Origin of the sequence: Diaminobutyricimonas aerilata (assembly GCF_002797715.1) — a bacterium.
Classification (GTDB): domain Bacteria; phylum Actinomycetota; class Actinomycetes; order Actinomycetales; family Microbacteriaceae; genus Diaminobutyricimonas; species Diaminobutyricimonas aerilata.
The window spans coordinates 216,232-234,799 of the sequence record NZ_PGFF01000001.1 but is presented as its reverse complement, the minus strand read 5'-3'; the positions used below and the strand labels follow the sequence as shown (position 1 = coordinate 234,799).

21 protein-coding genes are annotated in these 18,568 nt (G+C 69.7%); 13 read left to right on the top strand and 8 right to left on the bottom strand.

What is annotated here, in order from left to right; all coding sequences use genetic code 11:
- Positions 1–2 precede the first annotated feature (2 nt).
- The gene (map, locus tag CLV46_RS01165) at positions 3–779 is read right to left on the bottom strand and encodes a type I methionyl aminopeptidase (RefSeq protein WP_100363102.1); all 777 of its coding nucleotides are present in this window, start codon (positions 777–779) and stop codon (positions 3–5) included.
- Positions 780–844: 65 nt separating this feature from the next.
- On the opposite strand from map, the gene CLV46_RS01160 reads away from it, so the two are divergent.
- Positions 845–1,135 (top strand): helix-turn-helix domain-containing protein, encoded by a 291-nt coding sequence (locus CLV46_RS01160; protein WP_100363101.1) that lies wholly within the window; start codon positions 845–847, stop codon positions 1,133–1,135.
- Positions 1,136–1,154: 19 nt separating this feature from the next.
- On the opposite strand, the gene CLV46_RS01155 is transcribed toward CLV46_RS01160, so the two are convergent.
- On the bottom strand, positions 1,155–2,174 hold the full coding sequence (locus CLV46_RS01155; protein WP_100363100.1) for a LacI family DNA-binding transcriptional regulator: 1,020 nt from the start codon (positions 2,172–2,174) through the stop codon (positions 1,155–1,157).
- Between the two features lie 142 nt (positions 2,175–2,316).
- Between CLV46_RS01155 and CLV46_RS01150 the strand changes: the two genes are divergently transcribed.
- The 5 genes from CLV46_RS01150 to CLV46_RS01130 all read left to right on the top strand — a co-directional run bounded on the left by CLV46_RS01150 (position 2,317) and on the right by CLV46_RS01130 (position 7,351).
- Positions 2,317–3,573, top strand: coding sequence for an ABC transporter substrate-binding protein (locus tag CLV46_RS01150; protein ID WP_100363099.1), 1,257 nt, complete (start codon positions 2,317–2,319; stop codon positions 3,571–3,573).
- A gap of 2 nt (positions 3,574–3,575) precedes the next feature.
- A complete protein-coding gene (locus CLV46_RS01145) occupies positions 3,576–4,553 on the top strand; it encodes a carbohydrate ABC transporter permease (RefSeq protein ID WP_157802181.1) in 978 nt (325 codons plus the stop codon).
- A complete protein-coding gene (locus CLV46_RS01140; RefSeq protein WP_100363097.1) occupies positions 4,553–5,446 on the top strand; it encodes a carbohydrate ABC transporter permease in 894 nt (297 codons plus the stop codon). The genes CLV46_RS01145 and CLV46_RS01140 overlap by 1 nt, the downstream gene beginning before the upstream one ends.
- A 62-nt stretch (positions 5,447–5,508) precedes the next feature.
- Complete coding sequence (locus CLV46_RS01135; protein WP_100363096.1) at positions 5,509–6,552, top strand: zinc-dependent alcohol dehydrogenase; 1,044 nt, start codon at positions 5,509–5,511, stop codon at positions 6,550–6,552.
- Between the two features lies 1 nt (position 6,553).
- The gene (locus tag CLV46_RS01130) at positions 6,554–7,351 is read left to right on the top strand and encodes a sugar phosphate isomerase/epimerase family protein (RefSeq protein ID WP_100363095.1); all 798 of its coding nucleotides are present in this window, start codon (positions 6,554–6,556) and stop codon (positions 7,349–7,351) included.
- A gap of 24 nt (positions 7,352–7,375) precedes the next feature.
- On the opposite strand, the gene CLV46_RS01125 is transcribed toward CLV46_RS01130, so the two are convergent.
- Complete coding sequence (locus tag CLV46_RS01125) at positions 7,376–8,221, bottom strand: PHP domain-containing protein (protein ID WP_100365811.1); 846 nt, start codon at positions 8,219–8,221, stop codon at positions 7,376–7,378.
- Between the two features lie 90 nt (positions 8,222–8,311).
- Between CLV46_RS01125 and CLV46_RS01120 the strand changes: the two genes are divergently transcribed.
- A complete protein-coding gene (locus CLV46_RS01120) occupies positions 8,312–8,497 on the top strand; it encodes a hypothetical protein (RefSeq protein WP_100363094.1) in 186 nt (61 codons plus the stop codon).
- Between the two features lie 139 nt (positions 8,498–8,636).
- Complete coding sequence (locus tag CLV46_RS01115; protein WP_100363093.1) at positions 8,637–9,614, top strand: serine hydrolase domain-containing protein; 978 nt, start codon at positions 8,637–8,639, stop codon at positions 9,612–9,614.
- Positions 9,615–9,631: 17 nt separating this feature from the next.
- On the opposite strand, the gene CLV46_RS01110 is transcribed toward CLV46_RS01115, so the two are convergent.
- Positions 9,632–10,030 (bottom strand): TIGR03618 family F420-dependent PPOX class oxidoreductase, encoded by a 399-nt coding sequence (locus CLV46_RS01110; protein ID WP_100363092.1) that lies wholly within the window; start codon positions 10,028–10,030, stop codon positions 9,632–9,634.
- A 38-nt stretch (positions 10,031–10,068) separates the two neighbouring features.
- Between CLV46_RS01110 and CLV46_RS01105 the strand changes: the two genes are divergently transcribed.
- Positions 10,069–10,458 (top strand): hypothetical protein, encoded by a 390-nt coding sequence (locus CLV46_RS01105; RefSeq protein WP_100363091.1) that lies wholly within the window; start codon positions 10,069–10,071, stop codon positions 10,456–10,458.
- 6 nt (positions 10,459–10,464) lie between these two features.
- Here the strand turns inward: CLV46_RS01105 and CLV46_RS01100 are convergent, their stop codons facing one another.
- Positions 10,465–10,845 (bottom strand): winged helix-turn-helix transcriptional regulator, encoded by a 381-nt coding sequence (locus tag CLV46_RS01100; protein ID WP_100363090.1) that lies wholly within the window; start codon positions 10,843–10,845, stop codon positions 10,465–10,467.
- A 187-nt stretch (positions 10,846–11,032) separates the two neighbouring features.
- Here CLV46_RS01100 and CLV46_RS01090 point away from each other — a divergent pair, with 187 nt between their 5' ends.
- Positions 11,033–11,659: an SDR family NAD(P)-dependent oxidoreductase gene (locus CLV46_RS01090; RefSeq protein ID WP_100363089.1), complete on the top strand. Its 627-nt coding sequence runs from the start codon at positions 11,033–11,035 to the stop codon at positions 11,657–11,659.
- Between the two features lie 70 nt (positions 11,660–11,729).
- A complete protein-coding gene (locus CLV46_RS01085) occupies positions 11,730–14,027 on the top strand; it encodes an ATP-binding cassette domain-containing protein (protein WP_100365810.1) in 2,298 nt (765 codons plus the stop codon).
- 113 nt (positions 14,028–14,140) lie between these two features.
- On the opposite strand, the gene CLV46_RS01080 is transcribed toward CLV46_RS01085, so the two are convergent.
- A complete protein-coding gene (locus CLV46_RS01080; protein WP_100363088.1) occupies positions 14,141–14,689 on the bottom strand; it encodes a putative immunity protein in 549 nt (182 codons plus the stop codon).
- 56 nt (positions 14,690–14,745) lie between these two features.
- Here CLV46_RS01080 and CLV46_RS01075 point away from each other — a divergent pair, with 56 nt between their 5' ends.
- Both CLV46_RS01075 and CLV46_RS01070 read left to right on the top strand, forming a co-directional pair.
- Entirely contained in the window at positions 14,746–15,330 is a 585-nt protein-coding gene (locus CLV46_RS01075; protein ID WP_100363087.1) for a GNAT family N-acetyltransferase, read from the top strand.
- Between the two features lie 103 nt (positions 15,331–15,433).
- Positions 15,434–15,646, top strand: a complete 213-nt coding sequence (locus CLV46_RS01070) for a hypothetical protein (RefSeq protein ID WP_100363086.1) — start codon at positions 15,434–15,436, stop codon at positions 15,644–15,646.
- A 62-nt stretch (positions 15,647–15,708) separates the two neighbouring features.
- Here the strand turns inward: CLV46_RS01070 and CLV46_RS01065 are convergent, their stop codons facing one another.
- Together CLV46_RS01065 and CLV46_RS01060 are read right to left on the bottom strand one after the other, a co-directional pair.
- Positions 15,709–16,203, bottom strand: a complete 495-nt coding sequence (locus tag CLV46_RS01065; protein WP_100363085.1) for a hypothetical protein — start codon at positions 16,201–16,203, stop codon at positions 15,709–15,711.
- A gap of 174 nt (positions 16,204–16,377) precedes the next feature.
- Positions 16,378–18,231 (bottom strand): hypothetical protein, encoded by a 1,854-nt coding sequence (locus tag CLV46_RS01060; protein ID WP_100363084.1) that lies wholly within the window; start codon positions 18,229–18,231, stop codon positions 16,378–16,380.
- Between the last annotated feature and the right edge of the window lie 337 nt (positions 18,232–18,568).

The window sequence follows — 18,568 nt, the reverse complement described above, 5'->3', positions numbered from 1 at the left end:
CGTCAGCCCCGCGGCGGCAGCGTGAGGACCTCGGGTCCGTCGTCGGTGATCGCGATGGTGTGCTCGGTGTGAGCCGTGCGGCAGCCGGTCGCGCTGCGCAGGGTCCACCCGTCCGCGTCGACGACGAGTTCGTCGGTGTCCGCCATCACCCACGGCTCGAGCGCCAGCAGCAGCCCGGGACGCAGCCGGTAGCCACGACCGGGGCGTCCGGTGTTCGAGATGTGCGGATCCTGGTGCATCGTCGACCCGATGCCGTGTCCGCCGAACTCGGTGTTGATCGGATATCCGGCGGCACTCAGCACCGAGCCGATCGCGTGGGAGATGTCGCCGATCCGGCCGCCCGGCACGGCCGCGGCGATCCCGGCGCGCAGGGCGCGCTCGGTCGTCTCGATGAGCGCCGCGCTCTCGGGCGAGGGGGCATCGCCCACCACGAAGCTGATCGCGGCGTCCGCGGCGATCCCGTCGACCTCCACCGCGAGGTCGAGGGTCAGCAGGTCGCCGTCCGCGAGCGCGTAGTCGTGCGGCATGCCGTGCAGCACGGCGTCGTTGACGGCCGTGCAGATGTAGTGGCCGAACGGCCCGCGCCCGAACGACGGTGCGTAGTCGACGTAGCACGACACGGCCCCGGCCTCGACGATCATCTCCCGGGTCCAGCGGTCGATCTCGAGCAGGTTGGTGCCGACGACGGTCCGCTCCTTGAGCGTCTGCAGGATGTCGCCGACGAGCGCGCCGGTGACCCGCGCCCGGCGCAGTTCGGTGGGACTGAAGATCTCGATCATCGGGCAGCTCGCTGTCGCATCCGATAACTATACCGGCCATATCATCCCGGTACTACAATCGGCGCATGGTCCGGTTGCCCCTCACCCCCGCCGAGGTCGAGCGCGGGCAGCGCCTCGGCGCCCTTCTGCGCCAGGCCCGCGGCGAGCGCCCGATGCTCGAGACCGCGCTCGCGGCCCACGTCTCGCCCGAGACCCTGCGCAAGATCGAGACGGGCCGCATCGCGACCCCGGCGTTCCCGACCATCGCCGCGATCGCCGACGTGCTCGGCCTCTCGCTCGACGCCGTGTGGGCCGAGATCAGCGGGCCGGAACGGGCGGCTTCCGACCCCGACGCCGCGAAGCGGCTGGCCTCGTAGCCAGCCCAGCGCGGCGGGCTCAGGCCCAGCCGGGCGAGGCGGCGGTACTCGCCCGGATCCTCAGGGCGTGGGTCACGGTCACGTCCCGCGTCGGCAGACTCGGATCGTCGTAGCGTTCCGCGAGCAACCGCACGGCCGACTCCGCAATGCCCTCGATGTCCCACGCGATCGTCGTGAGCGGAGGCGCCATGAATTCGGCTTCATCGACGTCGTCGAAACCCGCCACAGCGAGATCCCGAGGTACCCGGATGTCCAACTCGTGGAGCCCGCTGAGCATCCCCGCCGCCACTCCGGCGTTGAAGCACAGCACCGCGTCCGGACGAGGGTCGAGGTCTGCGAGCGCCCGAGCAGCTGCCGCACCGCTCGCCCGGCTGTAGTCGGGGATCTCGATCTGCAGCTCGTCCGGGTAGTCGATACCGCGGCGCTCGAGCGCCCTCCGCACACCTTCGTCGCGGAAGCGACTGGCCTGCAACTCGGCGTCCGCGCGGATGCCCACCGTCGCGATGCGACGGCGCCCGGTGTCGAGGAGGTGCTCCGTCATCTCCGCCGCCGCCGAGATGTTGTCGGCGACCACGCGGTCGGCCACCCGCTCGAGGCCCCGCTCGCCGAGCAGCACGATGGGGGTGTCGCGACCGCGCTCCTCGATGTCTGTCATCGTGAGCGACTCTGGGTGCAGGATGACGCCGTCGACGACGTAGGGCAGCGCACGCACGAGCTCGTCCTCAGAGGTCTCCTCGCCGCCGGTCTCTTCGATCAGCACCGTCCAGTGGTGCTGCTTGGCTGCGTGGATCACCCGTCCGGCGAGTTCAGCGAAGTGCGGGTTGCCGAGGCTCGGCACCGCGAAGGCGATGAAGCCCGTGCGGCCGCGCCCCATGTTGCGCGCGCCCAGGTTCGGTCGATAGCCGAGCTCGGCGATCGCCGACTCGACCTTGTGCCTGGTCGCCTCGGAGATGTGGGGATAGCCGTTGAGCAGGTTCGAGACCGTCTTCTCCGAGACCCCGGCGCGCGCTGCGACATCGGCCATACGCGGTCTGATCATGCTCGTCCTCCCGGTCGCCGTCGCCCGTCGACGATCAATCTACAGCGCTGAAGAGAAATCCTTTACATGCCGATCTACAGCGCTGTAGAGTCGGGCCACCCCGCACCGGTGCGGGGTCCCGAAAGCTGACAAGGAAGTCATCATGCGGAAGTCAACGACCCTCGGCGCGGCGGCGCTCGTCGCCCTCTCTCTCGCGGCATGCACCGGCGGCGCACCGGGCCAGGGCGACTCGGATCCGGACACCATCCGGTTCCTCATCGGTCAACCCGAAGACACGGCGGACCTCGACCTGACGAAAGAGGACCTCGCTGCCTTCGAGGAGGAGACCGGCATCACGGTCAAGCTCGACGTGGTGCCCTCCGAGAACATGCGCACCGTGCTGCAGACACAGCTGCGGTCAGGCGAGGGACCCGACGTGTTCGGCTATGACACGGGCCCCGGCTTCGCGGGAGCACTCGAAGAGGCCGGGCTGCTCTACGACCTCACGGACGCCTACTCCGAGAACGACTGGCCGATCTACGACTTCGCGAAGGAACGAGTCACTTTCGGCGGCAAGCTCGTCGGCATCCCGAACGAGATCGAGAGCGTCGGCCTGTTCTACAACAAGGACATCTTCGCGGGGCTGGGTCTCGCCCAGCCCGAGACACTCGATGACCTGACCGCCGCGGCCGAAGCCATCCGCGACAGCGGCGTCATCCCGTTCGCAGTGAGCGACAAGGAGGGTTGGCAGGGCGGGCACCTGCTCAGCATGGTGCTGTCGAGCGAGGTCGGCGGCGACGCCATGGAGGCGCTCATCGCGGGCGAGTCGTCCTGGGACTCCCCCGAGGTGGTCGGTGCCCTCGAGGTGCTCGCTGACTACAACGCGAAGAAGCTCCTGACGCCGTCCCCCACGGCGGTCACCTACGACAGCGCCAACGCCCTCTTCTACTCCGGCAAGGCCGCGATCAACCCCACGGGCAGCTGGCTCGCTCAGGACATCGAGCGGAACGTCGACTTCGAGGTCGGCTACATCCCGTTCCCCGCGGCCGACTCCCCCGGCATCTTCAGCGGCGGACTCGGGTCGGGTCTGTTCATCTCGAAGTCCACACAGAAGGCGGACGCGGCCATCGAGTTCCTCGACTGGAACCTCACCCCCGAGCACGGCAAGTGGCAGGTGGAGAACCAGCAGAGCATCCCCGCGTTCCCCGTCGACACGAGCGACATCGAAGCGACGCCGCTGTTCACCCAGATCCTGGCCGACGCCGGCGCCATCGCCGACGGCAGCGGGGACTTCGGATACAACGTCGACGTGCTCATGTCCGACACCTTCAACGAGGCGATGTGGGATGGCATCCAGGCCCTGCTGACCGGGCAGAAGAAGCCCGATCAGGTCGCCGCCGACCTCGAGAAGAACTACTGACCGTGACGACTGCGGCTCTTCCCACCGCCGCCGCGGCGACCCCCTCCCCGGGTCGCCGTGGGCGCGGGTCGCTCAACCCCTCGCCGCCGGTGACGCGGCGAGCGCAGACCCGACTCGGGGTGCTGCTCGTGGCGCCCGTCATGATCCTCACGGTCGTGTTCTTCGTGTTCCCCCTGGCCAACGCGCTCTACTACTCGGTGGTCGACTTCGACGGGATCGACCCGAATCCGGCCTTCGTCGGTCTCGCGAACTTCCAGGAGATGTTCCTCGACCCCGAGGTGTGGCACGCGCTCGGCAACAACCTCATCTGGATCGTCATCGGCACGGCGGCACCGCTCGTGATCGGGCTGCTCGTGTCGGTGCTGCTGTGGACCACCCGCTCCGGCAGCGCCGGATACCGGGTCGTCTTCTTCCTGCCATACGTGCTTCCCGGCGTCGCCATCGGCATCGTGTGGGGCTGGATCTACGACCCGGTCAGCGGATGGCTCAACCAGGCGCTCACGGCGGTCGGACTCGGCGCGCTCACCCGCGGCTGGCTCGGCGACCCGGATCTCGCGCTCTTCGCCGTATTGGCCACCGCGATCTGGGCGGCCACCGGATTCGTGATCGTGATCCTGCTGTCGGCGCTGCGCAACGTCGACGTGGAGCTCGTCGACGCCGCCAAGATCGACGGCGCGAACCCGGCTCAGCGGCTGTGGTACGTCATCCTGCCGCAGATCATGCCGGTGTTCCTCATGGTGCTGACCCTCACCCTCGTCGGCGGGTTCAGCGTCTTCGACATCATCTTCATCATGACCGGCGGAGGGCCGGCGAACGCGACCGACACCATCGGCACCTATGCCTACAGCCAGGCGTTCGAGGTCAGCAGGATCGGCTACGGCACCACCCTCGCACTGCTCATCACGGTGCTCTCGGTGCCGGTGGCGGTGTTCCTCAACCGGCTGCAGCGACGGCTGTCGATCGATGGGACGGGGGCGTGATGACCCACACGACGGTGGACTCGCCGCGCGTCGCGGCACCGCGCCGCATCGGCGCGCGCTCCGACGGGATGCGGCGGCCCCGCCCGCAGATCGGCAGGCACGCGCTGCTGCTCGTGCTCGCGCTGTTCACGCTCTTCCCCGTGCTGCTCGTGATCTCCACGACGCTCAAGACGCCGGAGGACGTGCGGGTCAACCCGTTCGGTTTCTTCTCGACGTTCTCTCTGCAGAACATCGTGGACGCCTGGACGGTGGGACGCTTCAGCGACTACCTCTGGAACAGCATCCTGCTCACCGTGCCGAGCACCCTGTTCGTCGTGCTCTTCTCGACCATGGCCGGGTACACGTTCGCCCGGCTGCCGTTCCGCGGGCGCACGATCCTGTTCTACATCGTCGTCCTCGGCCTGTTGGTGCCGTTCTTCACCTACATGATCCCGCTGTACTTCCAGCTGCGCTCCATGGGGTTGCTCGACACCCTCCTCGGCGCAGTGCTGCTGCTCACTTCGGGCGGACTGTCTTTCGGCACGTTCTTCATGCGGGCGTTCTTCTCCGACCTGCCGGTCGAACTGGAGCAGGCGGCCCGCGTCGACGGCGCGTCGGAGTTGCAGATCTTCCTGCGGGTGATGATGCCGCTGGCACGTTCGGGCATGGGCGCCCTCGCGGTGTTCACATTCCTCGGGAACTGGAACAACTTCCTCATCCCGCTGCTGTACCTGCCGGGCGGCGACTTCCGTCCGCTCACGTCCGGTCTGTACATGTTCACGGGCGGCCGCTCCCTCGACATCGGGCCGCTCGCGGCCGGCACGCTCATCACGATCCTGCCGGTCATCGTGCTGTTCATCGTGCTGCAGCGGCAGGTGACCCAGGGCTTCCTCGCGGGCGCCGTCAAGGGCTGACCCGACCACCGTTTCCGCCCCGACTCCACCCGGCATCCCGTCCCAGAAAGGACACCCCACCCATGGGCCGTATGGTCAGCTTCAGCTCTCCCCGCCTCGCTCAGGTCGTCGACGAGGAGTCACGACCGCTCGCCGTCGACGAGGTGCGCATCTCGACGCTCTACTCCGGCATCTCCGCCGGCACGGAGCTGACGGCGTACCGCGGCACCAATCCCTACCTGAACAAGCGGTGGGACGAGCAGCGCCGCTTGTTCGTCGACGGGTCGACGAGCTTCGAGTACCCCGTCAACGGCTGGGGCTACGAAGAGGTGGGCGAGGTCGTCGAGGTCGGCGCCGAGGTCACCACCGTCGCCGTCGGCGATGTCATCTGGGGCACCTGGGGACACCGCACCGAGACGGTTCAGAAAGCGGACCGCGCCGCGAAGCGCATCCTCTCCCCCGACGCCGACCCGCGGATCGGGATCTTCTCCCACATCGGCGCGATCGCGCTGAACGTGGTGCTCGACGCCGACATCCACATCGGCGAAACCGTCGCGGTGTTCGGCCTCGGCGTGCCCGGACAGCTCGTCGCCCAGCTCGCGCGCCTCAACGGCGCGCGCGTCATCGCGGTCGACGGCGTCGCCTCGCGGCGGGAACTCGCGCAACAGCTCGGTGCGGACGAGGTGATCGACGCCTCCGCGGGCGGCGTCGCCGAGCGCATCCGCGAACTCACCGGCGGGCTCGGCGCCGACGTGTGCCTCGAGGTGTCGGGCAATTACTCGGCGATGCACGAGGCCATCCGGTCCGTCGCGTACAGCTCCCGTGTCTGCGTCGCCGGGTTCATGCAAGGCGAAGGCGTCGGGCTGCGGCTCGGTGAGGAGTTCCACCACAATCGCGTCGCCGTGATCGCATCCCAGATCTCCGGCGTCGCTCCCGCCCTGCGCCATCGCTGGGACGAGTATCGGCTGCAGCGCACGGCGGTCGATCTCGCCGTGTCCGGCCGTCTGCGGGTGACGGAGTTGATCTCGCACACCATGCCGCTCGAGCGGGGACGCGAGGCCTTCGAGTTGCTCGACGGCTCCCCGCGCGATGTGCTGCAGGTCGTGCTCGACGCGAAGGCGGTGTGACATGACGTTCAAGCTCGCCGCACAGGAGTCGACCTGCGAAGGCGACACGCTCGAGGAGAAGTTCGCGTTCGCCCGCTCGGTCGGATTCGACGGGATCGAGTTGTCGGGTCGCGGGAACGGCGTGTTCGTCTCTCGTACCGCGGAGCTGCAGGCCGCGCGCGCCGCCGGCGTCGAGATGCCCAGCGCCGTCGCACACGTCGACCACTTCATCGGCGACTTCGACGAGGAGCGTCGCCGCGGTGCGATCGACGAGTTGAAGGAGTTGCTCGGCGTCGTCGCTGCCGCGGGCGGCAACGGATTCGTGACGCCGCACGCGTTCGGCCTCTTCTCGAAGCACCTCCCGCCGTTCGTGCCTCCGCGCAGCGACGACGAATCGCGCCGCCTGCTGCTCGAGGCACTCGATGAGATCGCGGCGCACGCTGCGACCCTCGGGGTCGTCGCCTACCTGGAGCCGCTCAACCGCTTCGAGGACTTCGTGGTGAACACGCTGGCGGATGCCAGCTGGTACGTCGATGAGATCGGCTCGCCCGGACTCGCCGTCGTGGCCGACACGTGGCACATGTCGATCGAGGAGGCGGACACCGGTGCGGCGATCCGCGCCGCCGGATCGCGGATCGGGCACGTGCAGCTGGGCGACAGCAACCGCCTGGAGCCGGGCGCCGGCCATTACGACTGGGACGACACACTCGACGCCCTCGACGACATCGGCTACGACGGCTGGCTCGCGATGGAATGCGGGCTCAGCGGTCCGGCACGGGAGGTGCTGCCCCGAGTCGCGGCGCTGCTGCGGCGGGAGTGAGGAGCCGGCCCACCGCCGGCGCGCTCAGCGGGTCCAGAAGTCCTCGGGGCGGGATCCCTCACGGAAACCGAACGACTCGAGCATCGCCTTCGCCTCGGGGAAGTTCGCGGCGATGGCCTCCGGCACGTGCGCGTCGCTGCCGAAGGTCACCGCGCGGCCGCCCTCCTCGCTCCACCACTGCGGGATCCACGACCACAGCCGTCGCGTGTTCATCTCCAGCGCCCGCCCCGACGCGGCGATCGCCCGCATGGCCGAACGGAAGCCCTCCTCGAACCGTCGGGGGTCGAACGGCCCGAGCTCGGCCGTCGGCCACGCGCGCACCGCGTAGTCGATGTGGGTGAACACCTCGAACGTGTCGGAGCCCGCGACCATCCGCGGGATCTCCTCGAGGTAGGCCCACATCACGTCGTCGGCCGCGCTGTAGCGGTAGAGCGTGACGGGTTCGCTCCGGTCTCCGCCGGGCAGCGGCAGCATGTGCAGCGATCCGTTCACCCGGTCGACCGCGCGCACGATCGGGGCGGCGACCTCGTCCCACAAGTGCGGTTGCCCGAATTCGAGGCCGGTCAGGATGCGCAGCTCCGGATGCGCCGCGCGGCACCGCTCGATCGCCTCGAGGTACCCGTCGAGATCGAACGGCGGAAGCCGCACGTACCCCGCGTCGTCGACGAGCGAGCCCGCGTGCTCCCCCATGTCGCCCTCGTCGACGCGCCACGCCGTCTCGAGGTCGAGGTGTTCGGTGAACACGATCGCCGGCAGCCCGATCCGCACCGCCCGCTCGCAGGCGCGGGCCATCCGTCCGGGGGAGGCGGGATCCGACCCGCTGTCCCAGGACCATTCGCTGTGCACGTGGGCATCGGCGGGAAGTGTCATGACCGCCATGCTGCCATCGGCCCGGAGACCGTGCTCACGTTTCGCCGAACGGTATGGCCGCCGCCCCCGCCTGCTGTCTACCATTTCGCCATGGACGAGTTCGACTCCGTCGACGCGATCACGTGCGGCACCTGCGGGTCGCCGCTGTCCGTGGCGCTCGATCAGTCGACGGGCAGAGCCCGTTGGGTGTGTGCCGATCACGGCACGATCCCGCGCACCTCACCGATCACGCTGGTGGACTACTTCCACGATGTGCCCGACCTCGTGCTGAGCTGAGCGCACGAGGCGGCGGCGTCGTCGTGCAGCGACTCTCCCGCGGCCGACCGGCGGACGAGGCGCGGGCGCGTCGCCGCTCTGGACAACGGATGAGCCGCTCGCTACGGTCGAGCACCTGCCCTGCCCTCGAGGAGCCGCCATGTCCGAACCGTTCGCGCACGCCTTCGACTGGGCTCGCCGACAGGTGGAATCCGGCGCACTGCCGACGGCAGTGCTCGGCGTCGCCACCGCGGCGGGCGTACAGGCGCTCGACGCGTTCGGAGCAACCGGCAGCCGCGCCGCCCGCATCGACGACCATTACCGTCTGTTCTCGATCACGAAGCCCCTCGTCGGCCTCGCGGCCGCGCGGATGATCGAGATGGGGCTCGCCACCCCCGGCACGCCGCTGCAGTCGGACGTGCCGGAGTTCGGACGGAACCGGGACGATGTCGTGAGGCTGCGGCATCTCGTGAGCCACACCTCGGGCATCGCGGAGCCGCCGATGGACACAGCCGCCGGACTCGAAGCGGGGCTCCTCGGCGAGCGCGACTTCGCGGCGGGCACGGCCTCGCGGTACTCGACCATCGCCTTCGAGGGTGTCGCCCGCATGATCCGCGCGCGGACCGGACGCGTGTGGGACGAGGCCGTCGCCGACACGCTCGCCGGGGTCGAGGCATCGGGGTTGACGCTCGACGAAGCATCCGACCCGCATCACGTCGTGGATGCGGCGGATGCCGGACTCGACCTGCAGCGGTTCGCGGCGTTGCGTCATCCGGGCGCCGGACTGCTCGGCCGAGCCGAGGACCTGCTGTCGGTCGGCGCCGCCCTGCTCCGCAACACCGGCGAGATCGTGCGGCCGACCACTCTCGCGATGATGCTGCGTCCGCTCACCGGCGACATCCCCCGACTCGACCCCTACCCGGCCGAGCGCGGCCAGGACTGGGGCTTCACGTGGAACCTGCGCACCCGCGCGCCGGGACTCATCGACCGCGACGCCTACGGACACGGCGGCTGGTCGGGCGCGGAGTTCTGGGTGCATCCGACGGTCGGCGTGGCCTACGTGCTGCTCACGAATCGTGCGGAACGCCCGACCGTGAACGCCGACGAACTCGACAACGCGGTGGTCTCCGGCGTCTGACGACGCGTCGGGCGGCGCTACTCCGACCGGTAGTCGTTCGCCCACGCCACCTCCGGCGTGACGAGGAAGGCGGCGAGCCCCGACCGGATGTCGTAGGGTCCGCCGGTGTAGAGCTCGGCGATCCGGTCGACGATCGGCATCGCCTCTTCTCCGGTCAAGCGCGTCGTGACTGTTCCCCGCACGAACGCCATGTCGAGCGCGTTCTCCGGGTTCGTGGTCGACACCGCGACTCTCGGGTCGGCGCTGAGGTTCTTGTCCTTACGCGAATCCGCGATCGAGAAGAAGGCGAGCTCGTCGCCCTCGACCGCCACCCATACCGGCACGCTGTGCGGCGAGCCGTCGGGCATCAGGGTCGCCACGTGGGCGATGGCCCCGCGTTCGAAGTAGGCGCGCACGTCGTTCCAGCTTCTCGTCATGCGGCCCAGAATACGGAGAACAGCTGCTGGCCGCCGAGGTGGATGCCGCAGACGCCCGGGTCGAGGTCGAGGCGGTGTACCGGGAATTCCTGCCGCTGAACTCACGGCTGCGCTCCGCCGTGACGAACTGGCAGATCCGGCCGACCGACGACGACCCGTTCGCCGTCAACCGCCACCGCGACGCCGTGTGGGATGCCCGGATCGTGGCCGAGCTCGCGGCCCTGGCACGCGACCTGCGTCCCCTCATCCGCGCGCTCGAGGCGCGCCTGCCCCGCTTCTCGGGATACGACCGCCGGTTCTCGTCGGCCGCCTCCCGTGTGCAGGACGGCGAGCGTGCCTGGGTCGACGTGATCGAGCTCGACTCGTGCCACACCGTCTGGTTCGAGCTGCACGAGGACCTCCTCGCGACGCTCGGCCTGCAGCGCTAGAGCGGGTCAGCGACGAGGCGAACGATCGACGTCGTCGAACTCGGCTCGCGCGAACTCGATGCGGTGCAGATTGCCGAGCACCCAGTCGCCGAGCGCCTGAACCGGTACGGCCAGTTCCCGTCCCAGGTCGGTGAGCGCGTACTCGACACTCGGGGGGTTGGTCGGGAAGACCGTTCTCGAGACGAGGCCGTCGCGCTCGAGGCCGCGGAGCGTCGAGGCGAGCATCTTGGGCGAGATGCCGTCGATCATCCGCCTCAACTCGCCGAACCGACGCGGCGCATCCTGCAGCCGGATGAAGACACGAACCGTCCACTTGTCTGCGGTGCGTGCCAGCACGTCGGTGGCGCGCTGACAGTCGGCGGTTTCGTCGCGGATACCAACGTTCACGAAAGTGCGTCCTTCCGGTGTGCCGGGCACGTGCCTAGGGTCGGTTACGAATGTATACCGCACCACCTCGACGGAAACAGGAGCACCCCATCACTCGACAGCGCGTCGTCCTCATCACCGGCGGCACCTCCGGCATCGGCTCGGCTCTCGCCGAAGCCTTCCTGCGTGATGGTGCGGCCGTCGCGGTCTGCGGCCGCTCCCAGGTCGCCCTCGACCGGTTCGCGCAGCGCATCCGACCGCAGTCGCCGTCCGCGCCGACATCACGGATGCGGATGACCGCGCCGCGATGCTGGACGAGGTCGCGCGACGCTTCGGCGGCGTGGACGTGCTCATCAACAACGCCGGCACCCTCGTCGACCGCGACTTCACGGCCGGAACCGATCCCACGCGAGACCTGGACGCGGAGATCGCCGTCAACCTGTCGGCGCCCATCCACCTCACCGGCGAGGTGCTCGCCCGCTGGCCCACCCCGGAGGCCCTCGTGTTCGTCACCTCAGGGTTCGCCCTCGTCTCCCCCACCCGCGCGCCGACCTACGGTGCCGCGAAGGCGGGATTGCACAGCTTCACCGAGGGTCTGCGCCGCCAGCTCGCGCCGTACGGGACCCACGTGCTCGAACTGATGCCGCCGACGACCGACACCCCGATGAACGCGGGCAAGACCGGCACCAAGCTGCCGGCCTCCGAGGTCGCGGAGGTCGCACTCCGGGCCCTCAAGGCCCGCCGACCCGTCGCACTGCCCGGGCCATCGCGACTGCTGCCCGCGATGCTGCGACTCGCACCGGGCCTCGTCGGCCGTGCGGTGGCCCGACTGTAGCCGGTCACGCACTCGGTTGCGCCCGGATTCAGGACACCGGGTGACCCCGCCCGTCGCTAGCATCGGACGCGTGACCCCCAGCGACGAGCTCTCACATTCCGGCGGCCGCTTCGCCGCGGCCGACAGCCACCACACGATCGTCGTGCGCGGCGCGCGCGAGAACAATCTGCGCGGCGTCGACGTCGACATCCCCAAGCGCCGCCTGACCGTCTTCACCGGCGTCTCGGGATCCGGCAAGAGCTCGCTCGTCTTCGGCACGATCGCCGCCGAGTCGCAGCGGCTCATCAACGAGACCTACAGCGCCTTCGTGCAGGGCTTCATGCCGAGCCTCGGCCGCCCCGAAGTCGACCTGCTCGAGGGGCTGACGACCGCGATCATCGTCGACCAGGAGCGGATGGGGGCGAACGCGCGCTCCACCGTGGGCACGGCGACGGATGCGAACGCCATGCTGCGCATCGTGTTCAGCCGTCTGGGGGTGCCGTCGGCGGGCCCGTCGTTCCACTACAGCTTCAACCTCCCCGCCGGCATGTGCCCGCGCTGCGAGGGTCGTGGTGAGGTGACGGAGATCGACCTCGACGAGCTGTTCGACAGCAGCAAGTCGCTCGCCGAGGGCGCCATGACGATCCCCGGCTACAACGTCGACGGCTGGCAGGTGCGCATCTACAGCGAGTCCGGGTTCTTTCCCGCCGACAAGCCGATCCGCGACTTCACCGACGAGGAACGCCACATGTTCCTCTACAGCGAGCCGACCAAGATCAAGGTCTCGGGCATCAACATGACGTACGAGGGTCTCGTGCCCCGGGTGCAGAAGGGATTCCTGCAGAAGGACAAGGACGCGCTTCAACCGCACATCCGCGCCTTCGTCGACCGCGCCGTCACCTTCACGACCTGCCCGGAGTGCGAGGGGGCGCGCCTGAATGAGGCGGCCCTCGCCTCCCGCATCGGCGACCTCAACATCGCCGACGCCTGCCGCATGCAGATCAGCGACCTCGCCCAGTGGGTGCGAGGACTCCAGGAGCCCTCGGTCGCGCCGCTGCTGAGCGGCCTCATCCAGACCCTCGACTCGTTCGTCGAGATCGGGCTCGGCTACCTCAGCCTCGACCGCTCGTCGGGCACGCTCTCGGGCGGCGAGGCCCAGCGCGTGAAGATGATCCGGCACCTCGGGTCGAGCCTCACCGATGTCACCTACGTGTTCGACGAGCCCACGGTCGGGCTCCACCCGCACGACATCGCGCGGATGAACCAACTGCTGCTGCGACTGCGCGACAAGGGCAACACCGTGCTCGTCGTCGAGCACAAACCCGAGACGATCCTCATCGCCGACAACGTCGTCGACCTCGGCCCGCGCGCCGGCGTGCACGGCGGTGTCGTGCAGTACACCGGCGATGTCGCCGGGCTGCGGGCGAGTGACACGCTCACCGGTCGGCACCTCGACGACCGCGCGCGACTCAAGCCCGCCGTGCGGGAGCGCACCGGGGCGCTCGAGATCCGTGGTGCCACCCGCCACAACCTTCGCGACGTCGACGTGGACATCCCACTGGGCGTGCTCACCGTCGTGACGGGTGTGGCCGGCTCGGGCAAGAGCTCGCTCATCCACGGTTCCGTTCCGAAGGGAGCCGGCGTGGTCACCGTCGATCAGGCGCCGATCCGCGGCTCCCGTCGCAGCAACCCCGCCACCTACACGGGTCTGCTCGACCCCATCCGCACCGCCTTCGCCAAGGCGAACGGGGTGAAGCCCGCCCTGTTCAGCGCCAACTCCGCGGGCGCGTGCCCCAACTGCAACGGCCTCGGCGTCATCTACACCGACCTCGCGATGATGGCCGGGGTCGCCAACACGTGCGAGGAGTGCGGCGGCAAGCGATTCCAGCCGCAGGTGCTCGAGTACAAGCTCAACGGCAAGGACATCAGCGAGGTGCTCGCGATGCCGGTGAGCGAGGCGGAGCAGTTCTTCGGGTCCGGCCCCGCGCACGCCATCCTCGCCCGCATGGTGGATGTGGGACTCGGCTATCTCTCGCTCGGCCAGCCGCTCACCACCCTGTCGGGCGGCGAGCGCCAACGGCTCAAGCTCGCGATCCACATGGGCGACAAGGGCGGGGTCTACGTGCTCGACGAGCCGACATCCGGACTGCACCTCGCCGACGTGCAGCACCTGCTCGGACTGCTCGACCGGCTCGTCGACGCCGGCAAGACGGTGATCGTGATCGAGCACCACCAGGCGGTCATGGCGCACGCCGACTGGATCATCGACATGGGTCCCGGCGCCGGCCACGACGGCGGCCGTGTGGTGTTCGAAGGCACCCCGGCGGAGCTCGTCGCCGACCGCTCGACCCTCACCGGGCAGCACCTGGCGGAGTACGTCGGAGCCTGATCCTCGTGTCGCCGAACGTGCCTCGTCCGGACGTTTCAGGGTCGGATCCGGCCGCATAACGTCCGAAACGGGCACGCTCGACGAGCTCGGCGTCGCTCGACCGGATGCGGTGGTCAGCGCGCGGTCGGTCCGTCCTGTCGAAGCGCCGCGTCGAGCGCGCTCATGAGCCGTCCCAGCCGGGAGCGGTCGCTCGGCGCGGCGGGGTACCGCGTCAGCACGTCGACCAGCTCGGGCGTCGCCCTCTGGCGGTAGCGTTCGACCGCCGCGTCGCCGACCGCCTCATCCCCGTCGGCCTCGAGCTCGGCGATGAGCGCGGCGCACGCGGCGGCGCGCAGGATGTGGCCGACCTGGTGCGCTTTCGCGATGGGATGCAGGTACGCCGCTGCGGCCGCGTCGCCGGCCGCGCGGGCTGCGAGTCGCGCGGACTCCGTCGCGGCGTCTTTCGCGGCCCGGTGCGCGTCGAGCGAGGCGGTGCGCTGCAGCATCGTCCTCCGCGCCCCCTCGGCGAACAGCCACGCCGCGTCGAGCGCGGCCCGCGGTCGCGCATCCGCCGGGTGCGTCCGCTCGAACACCGGCAACACCTCCTGCGCACACTCGGCGGCGTAGCGCGCGACGACCCGCAGCTCATCCATGGTCAGGTCGAAGTCACTCCCGCCGGTCATGCCACAACCCTTCCACGCCCGTTGCCCGGGTCGGATCCGGGTGGCAGGGTGTCGGCATGGCGATCGAGGTGCGTCCGGCGACGTCGTTCGACGACGTGAAGACCATGGTCGGTCCGAAGCGACCCGACGCGAACGTGTGCTGGTGCCTGAGCTACCGGCTCCCGTCGAAGCAGAATCTGGCGCTGCACGGACCGGAACGCGGCGCTCTCGTCGAGCAGCTCGTCCGGGAGGACCCGCCGCCCGGGGTCCTCGCGTACGACGGAGACGCCGTGGTGGGGTGGGCGGCGGTGCACCCGCGCGCCGACACGAGTTTCGCCCGGAATCGGAAGATCCCGCACGTCGACGACCTCGACGTGTGGTCGATCTGGTGCATCCGTGTGCGCCCTGGGCACCGCGGCACGGGCATCTCGCACGAGCTGCTCGCCGGGGCGGTCCGGTTCGCCCGCGACCACGGCGCGCCCGCTGTAGAGGGATATCCGGTCGACAACCACGGCGAGAAGGTCGACCTGACGATGGCGTACGTCGGCACGCGACGGCTGTTCGAACGCGCCGGGTTCACGAAGGCGGCCGACACGGAGTCGGTACTGGACGGCTTCCCCCGCGTGATCATGCGCCTGGACCTGCGCAACCCCTCCGGATGACGACGGCCCCTTCCCCGGGCGCGGCCGGCGGACGAGACTGACGACGACGGTGGTCGTCGGTGCCGGAAGCGGCACGGCCCGCCGCGATGCGAGAGGAACCGCGATGACCGATCCGAACACGAACCGAGACGAGCACGCCTCGACCGGCGCACATCGAGCCGACGACGCGACCACCACATCCGACGAGCTCGACGCCGAGCTCACCCCGTCGGACACGGATGACCCGGTGGGCGACGAGTCGTCGTGGGAACCGGGTGCCGGCCGCCCCTCCCCCTCGGTCGGCGGCGGCGCACAGGACGTGCGTCCCGACGCCTGATCCGGGGATGGACGTCGAAGGACCCGCGGGCGACGCCCGCGGGTCCTTCTTCTTCATCGGGTTCAGAGCAGGTAGCCGAACTCCATGTCGCTCACCGGGATCTGCGTGTTGTAGGCGTCGAAGAGACAGAACTGGATGTAGGCCATGCCGCGCTTGAGCGTGCCGTAGCCGGCCTCTTCCTGGTCGACGCTGAACAGCGAGTAGTGCTGCTTGCCGTCGCAGATCGGGGAGCCGCCGTGGCTCTGACTCCACGCCGCGGCCACACCGCCGTAGCCGGTTCCCTCTTCCATGAGGCGCTTGTCGGAGGTGAGGCTCTTCGCCTGCTTGACGGAGACCCAGGTGTGCACCTGCTCGGCCGAGCCGGTGCAGGTATAGCGAACGAGGATGGTCGCCGTCGTGCTGCCGGTGCGGGTGGCGACGTCGATCACCTCGGCTCTGGATGTGGCCGGGGCGGACGTCGCGGGTGCCGACGGCGCCGCGAGTGCGGGTGTTGCGGTGCCGAGTGCGGCGGCGATGCCGATCACTGCGGCGAGTACGGCCGTGCGGGGGGAGCGCATGGTTCTTCCTTTCGCGGGTTGGGGGCGGGTGCGCTCATTGTCGTCCCCCGTTCGAGGGGCGTCTACGGACCTTCGCCCCCTCCCGTCGGCACCGCGCGGCACCTCTTCCCCCTCGCCGTCGCGGCACGACGGAAGCCCCCGCCGAGGCGGGGGCTTCCGTTGCGAGTACCCGGTTCAGGCGGTCGTACGTCGCATCACGATGACACCGGCAGCACCGAGCAACAGGAGCAACCCGGCCCACAGCACCGCGGCGATCGGCGCCGAAGCTCCCGTGGAGGCGAGCTGAGAGGTGCGCGTGGACTGCGGGTGCGCCCCGGTCGGCTGCTCGGTCACCGGATGCTCGGTCCCGGGCTGCCCGGTGGCCGGATCGGGCTCAGTCGGGTCCGGCTCGACGGCGGGAGCGGCGATCACCTCGTAGGTGACCTCGGCCGTCGCGATGTTGCCCGCGTGATCGACCGCACCGATCGTCACCGTGTGCTCCCCGAGCGTGTCCGTCGGCCACACTGCGGCCGCGAGCACGGGCGGTTCACCGCATTCCGCGACGCCGGAGGTGGCGTCGGTGCACAGCGACGAGAAGTCGGCGACGGCACCTTGCACGAAGGTCAGCTTCGTGTTGTCGTCGATCATCGGAGCCGTGGAGTCGACCCGGAGGATGAACTCGCTCGGCCCGCTGTCGTTGCCCACGGAATCCGAGGCGGACGCCGTGATGGTGTGCACGCCGTCGGCCGCGAAACGCAGCGCCTGCTCGAGCTCCGACGAGCCGGAACTCGGCTCGGGCCCGGTCACCTTCCAGTCGAGGGACTTCACTCCCCGGCCCTCCGCGTCATCCGCCCAGAGCAGCGCGTCGACCGGGTGGGTGTACCAGCCACGCGCGTTCGGCGCGGGCATGTCGAGCATCACACGAGGCGCTTCGGTGTCCGGGGCGAGCACCGTATAGGTGAAGGTGCTGGTCGCGAGGTGGCCGGCCCTGTCTTCGGCCCTGATGTCGATTGCGTAGTCGCCGGGCGCTCGCGTGTCCAGCTTGTCCCCGGTCGCGGAGCCGGCGGAGCACTCGTCCACGCCGGAGGCGGCGTCGGCGCAGGAGAAGTCGAGGTCGACGTCGTCACCCACCTCGAACGGACCGGCCGGAGTCTGCACTGAGATGGTCGGGGCCGTCGAGTCGACCTTGACCACGATCGGGATCGGGGCGCTCTTGTTGTTGTAGTGATCGGCTGCCCAGACGTTCGCGACCGTGATGCCCTCGCGGAAGTGGTGTTCCAGCACAGGTCCGACCGAATTCCGGGTGGTGCCGTCGGCGAGCTCGATCAGAACGTAGGAGACCTCGCTGGAGTCGGCTGCCGTGAAGACGACGTCGGTCTCCGACCTGTACCAGCCGGACGCCGGTACGGCCGGAGCGTCGATCGTGACGACCGGCGGCGTCGTGTCGTAGGGCAACACCCTGAAGTGCACGTCGGTGATGGTCTGCTTGCGCGCGTTGTTCGCGTAGAACCGCCAGTGGTACGAGCCGGGCTCGAGCGTGACCTCATCGCCCAGCTCGTGCAAGTGGGTGCCGCAATAGACGATCGGGTCGTCGGGGTCGACGCACTCGAAGGCGACGGTCACCTTCGTTCCCGCGTTGTAGACCGCTCCGGGAGCGGGGACGGTGTTGATCACCTTGGGCGGGTTCGGGTCTTCGGTGGGCTCTGCGAGCGCCTGCGGAACTGCCGCGGCGGGGACGTCGGAGACCGGCTCGGCGGACGGTTCGGGCACGGGCTCCGCGGCCGGTGTCGGGGCGGGAGCGGTGATCGCTTCCGGTGCGGGCGGGGCGGGCGCCTCGGAGGCGGGCTCCACGGCCGGTTCGCTCGTCGGCTCAGGCGCCGGTTCAGCGGCGGGCGGTGCGGCTTCGGCGGGGGTCTCGACGGAAGTGGACCCGCTCGACGAGACCTCGTCGGCGAACGCCGCGGGGGCTGCCGCGACGGCGAGTCCGCCCATCAGCGCGAGCGCCGTCGCTGCGGCGAGCAGCGGAGTGCGGTGTGCGTGGGTTCTCATGGTTCCACTCTCGCCACCGGCGCGGTTCGCCAGGGGGCGAGTATGGCGCTTGCAACGACGCTGCAATCCGGCACCGCGACCGCCCGGGCACGGGCGTCGATGCACGCGCCGCCAGGCGGTCGTCACGCCCCTGAGAAGTCACGCAGCACTTCCTGAGAGCGCACGCGCATCACCCGGTATACGCCCCCTGAGCGCCGACGTAAAGGCTTCTGAACACTGGCCCACACATCCGGCCCAGATCTTCTCGCGCTCGGAACGCCCGCACAAACTGCTGGCACGGACGGTGACTCCGCGTGCCGGCGTGCGGCACGGTCACCGGCTACGCACGCGAAAGGGA

Bases quoted from the DNA above. Each gene is read 5' to 3' on its own strand.
- CLV46_RS01115 (WP_100363093.1), top strand. From the start codon at position 8,637: ATGTCCGAACCGTTCGCGCACGCCTTCGACTGGGCTCGCCGACAGGTG.
- CLV46_RS01080 (WP_100363088.1), bottom strand. From the start codon at position 14,689: ATGACCGGCGGGAGTGACTTCGACCTGACCATGGATGAGCTGCGGGTC.
- CLV46_RS01160 (WP_100363101.1), top strand. From the start codon at position 845: ATGGTCCGGTTGCCCCTCACCCCCGCCGAGGTCGAGCGCGGGCAGCGC.
- CLV46_RS01125 (WP_100365811.1), bottom strand. From the start codon at position 8,221: ATGACACTTCCCGCCGATGCCCACGTGCACAGCGAATGGTCCTGGGAC.
- CLV46_RS01065 (WP_100363085.1), bottom strand. From the start codon at position 16,203: ATGCGCTCCCCCCGCACGGCCGTACTCGCCGCAGTGATCGGCATCGCC.
- map (WP_100363102.1), bottom strand. From the start codon at position 779: ATGATCGAGATCTTCAGTCCCACCGAACTGCGCCGGGCGCGGGTCACC.
- CLV46_RS01070 (WP_100363086.1), top strand. From the start codon at position 15,434: ATGACCGATCCGAACACGAACCGAGACGAGCACGCCTCGACCGGCGCA.
- CLV46_RS01140 (WP_100363097.1), top strand. From the start codon at position 4,553: ATGACCCACACGACGGTGGACTCGCCGCGCGTCGCGGCACCGCGCCGC.
- CLV46_RS01060 (WP_100363084.1), bottom strand. From the start codon at position 18,231: ATGAGAACCCACGCACACCGCACTCCGCTGCTCGCCGCAGCGACGGCG.
- CLV46_RS01150 (WP_100363099.1), top strand. From the start codon at position 2,317: ATGCGGAAGTCAACGACCCTCGGCGCGGCGGCGCTCGTCGCCCTCTCT.
- CLV46_RS01110 (WP_100363092.1), bottom strand. From the start codon at position 10,030: ATGACGAGAAGCTGGAACGACGTGCGCGCCTACTTCGAACGCGGGGCC.
- CLV46_RS01135 (WP_100363096.1), top strand. From the start codon at position 5,509: ATGGGCCGTATGGTCAGCTTCAGCTCTCCCCGCCTCGCTCAGGTCGTC.
- CLV46_RS01155 (WP_100363100.1), bottom strand. From the start codon at position 2,174: ATGATCAGACCGCGTATGGCCGATGTCGCAGCGCGCGCCGGGGTCTCG.
- CLV46_RS01130 (WP_100363095.1), top strand. From the start codon at position 6,554: ATGACGTTCAAGCTCGCCGCACAGGAGTCGACCTGCGAAGGCGACACG.
- CLV46_RS01075 (WP_100363087.1), top strand. From the start codon at position 14,746: ATGGCGATCGAGGTGCGTCCGGCGACGTCGTTCGACGACGTGAAGACC.
- CLV46_RS01120 (WP_100363094.1), top strand. From the start codon at position 8,312: ATGGACGAGTTCGACTCCGTCGACGCGATCACGTGCGGCACCTGCGGG.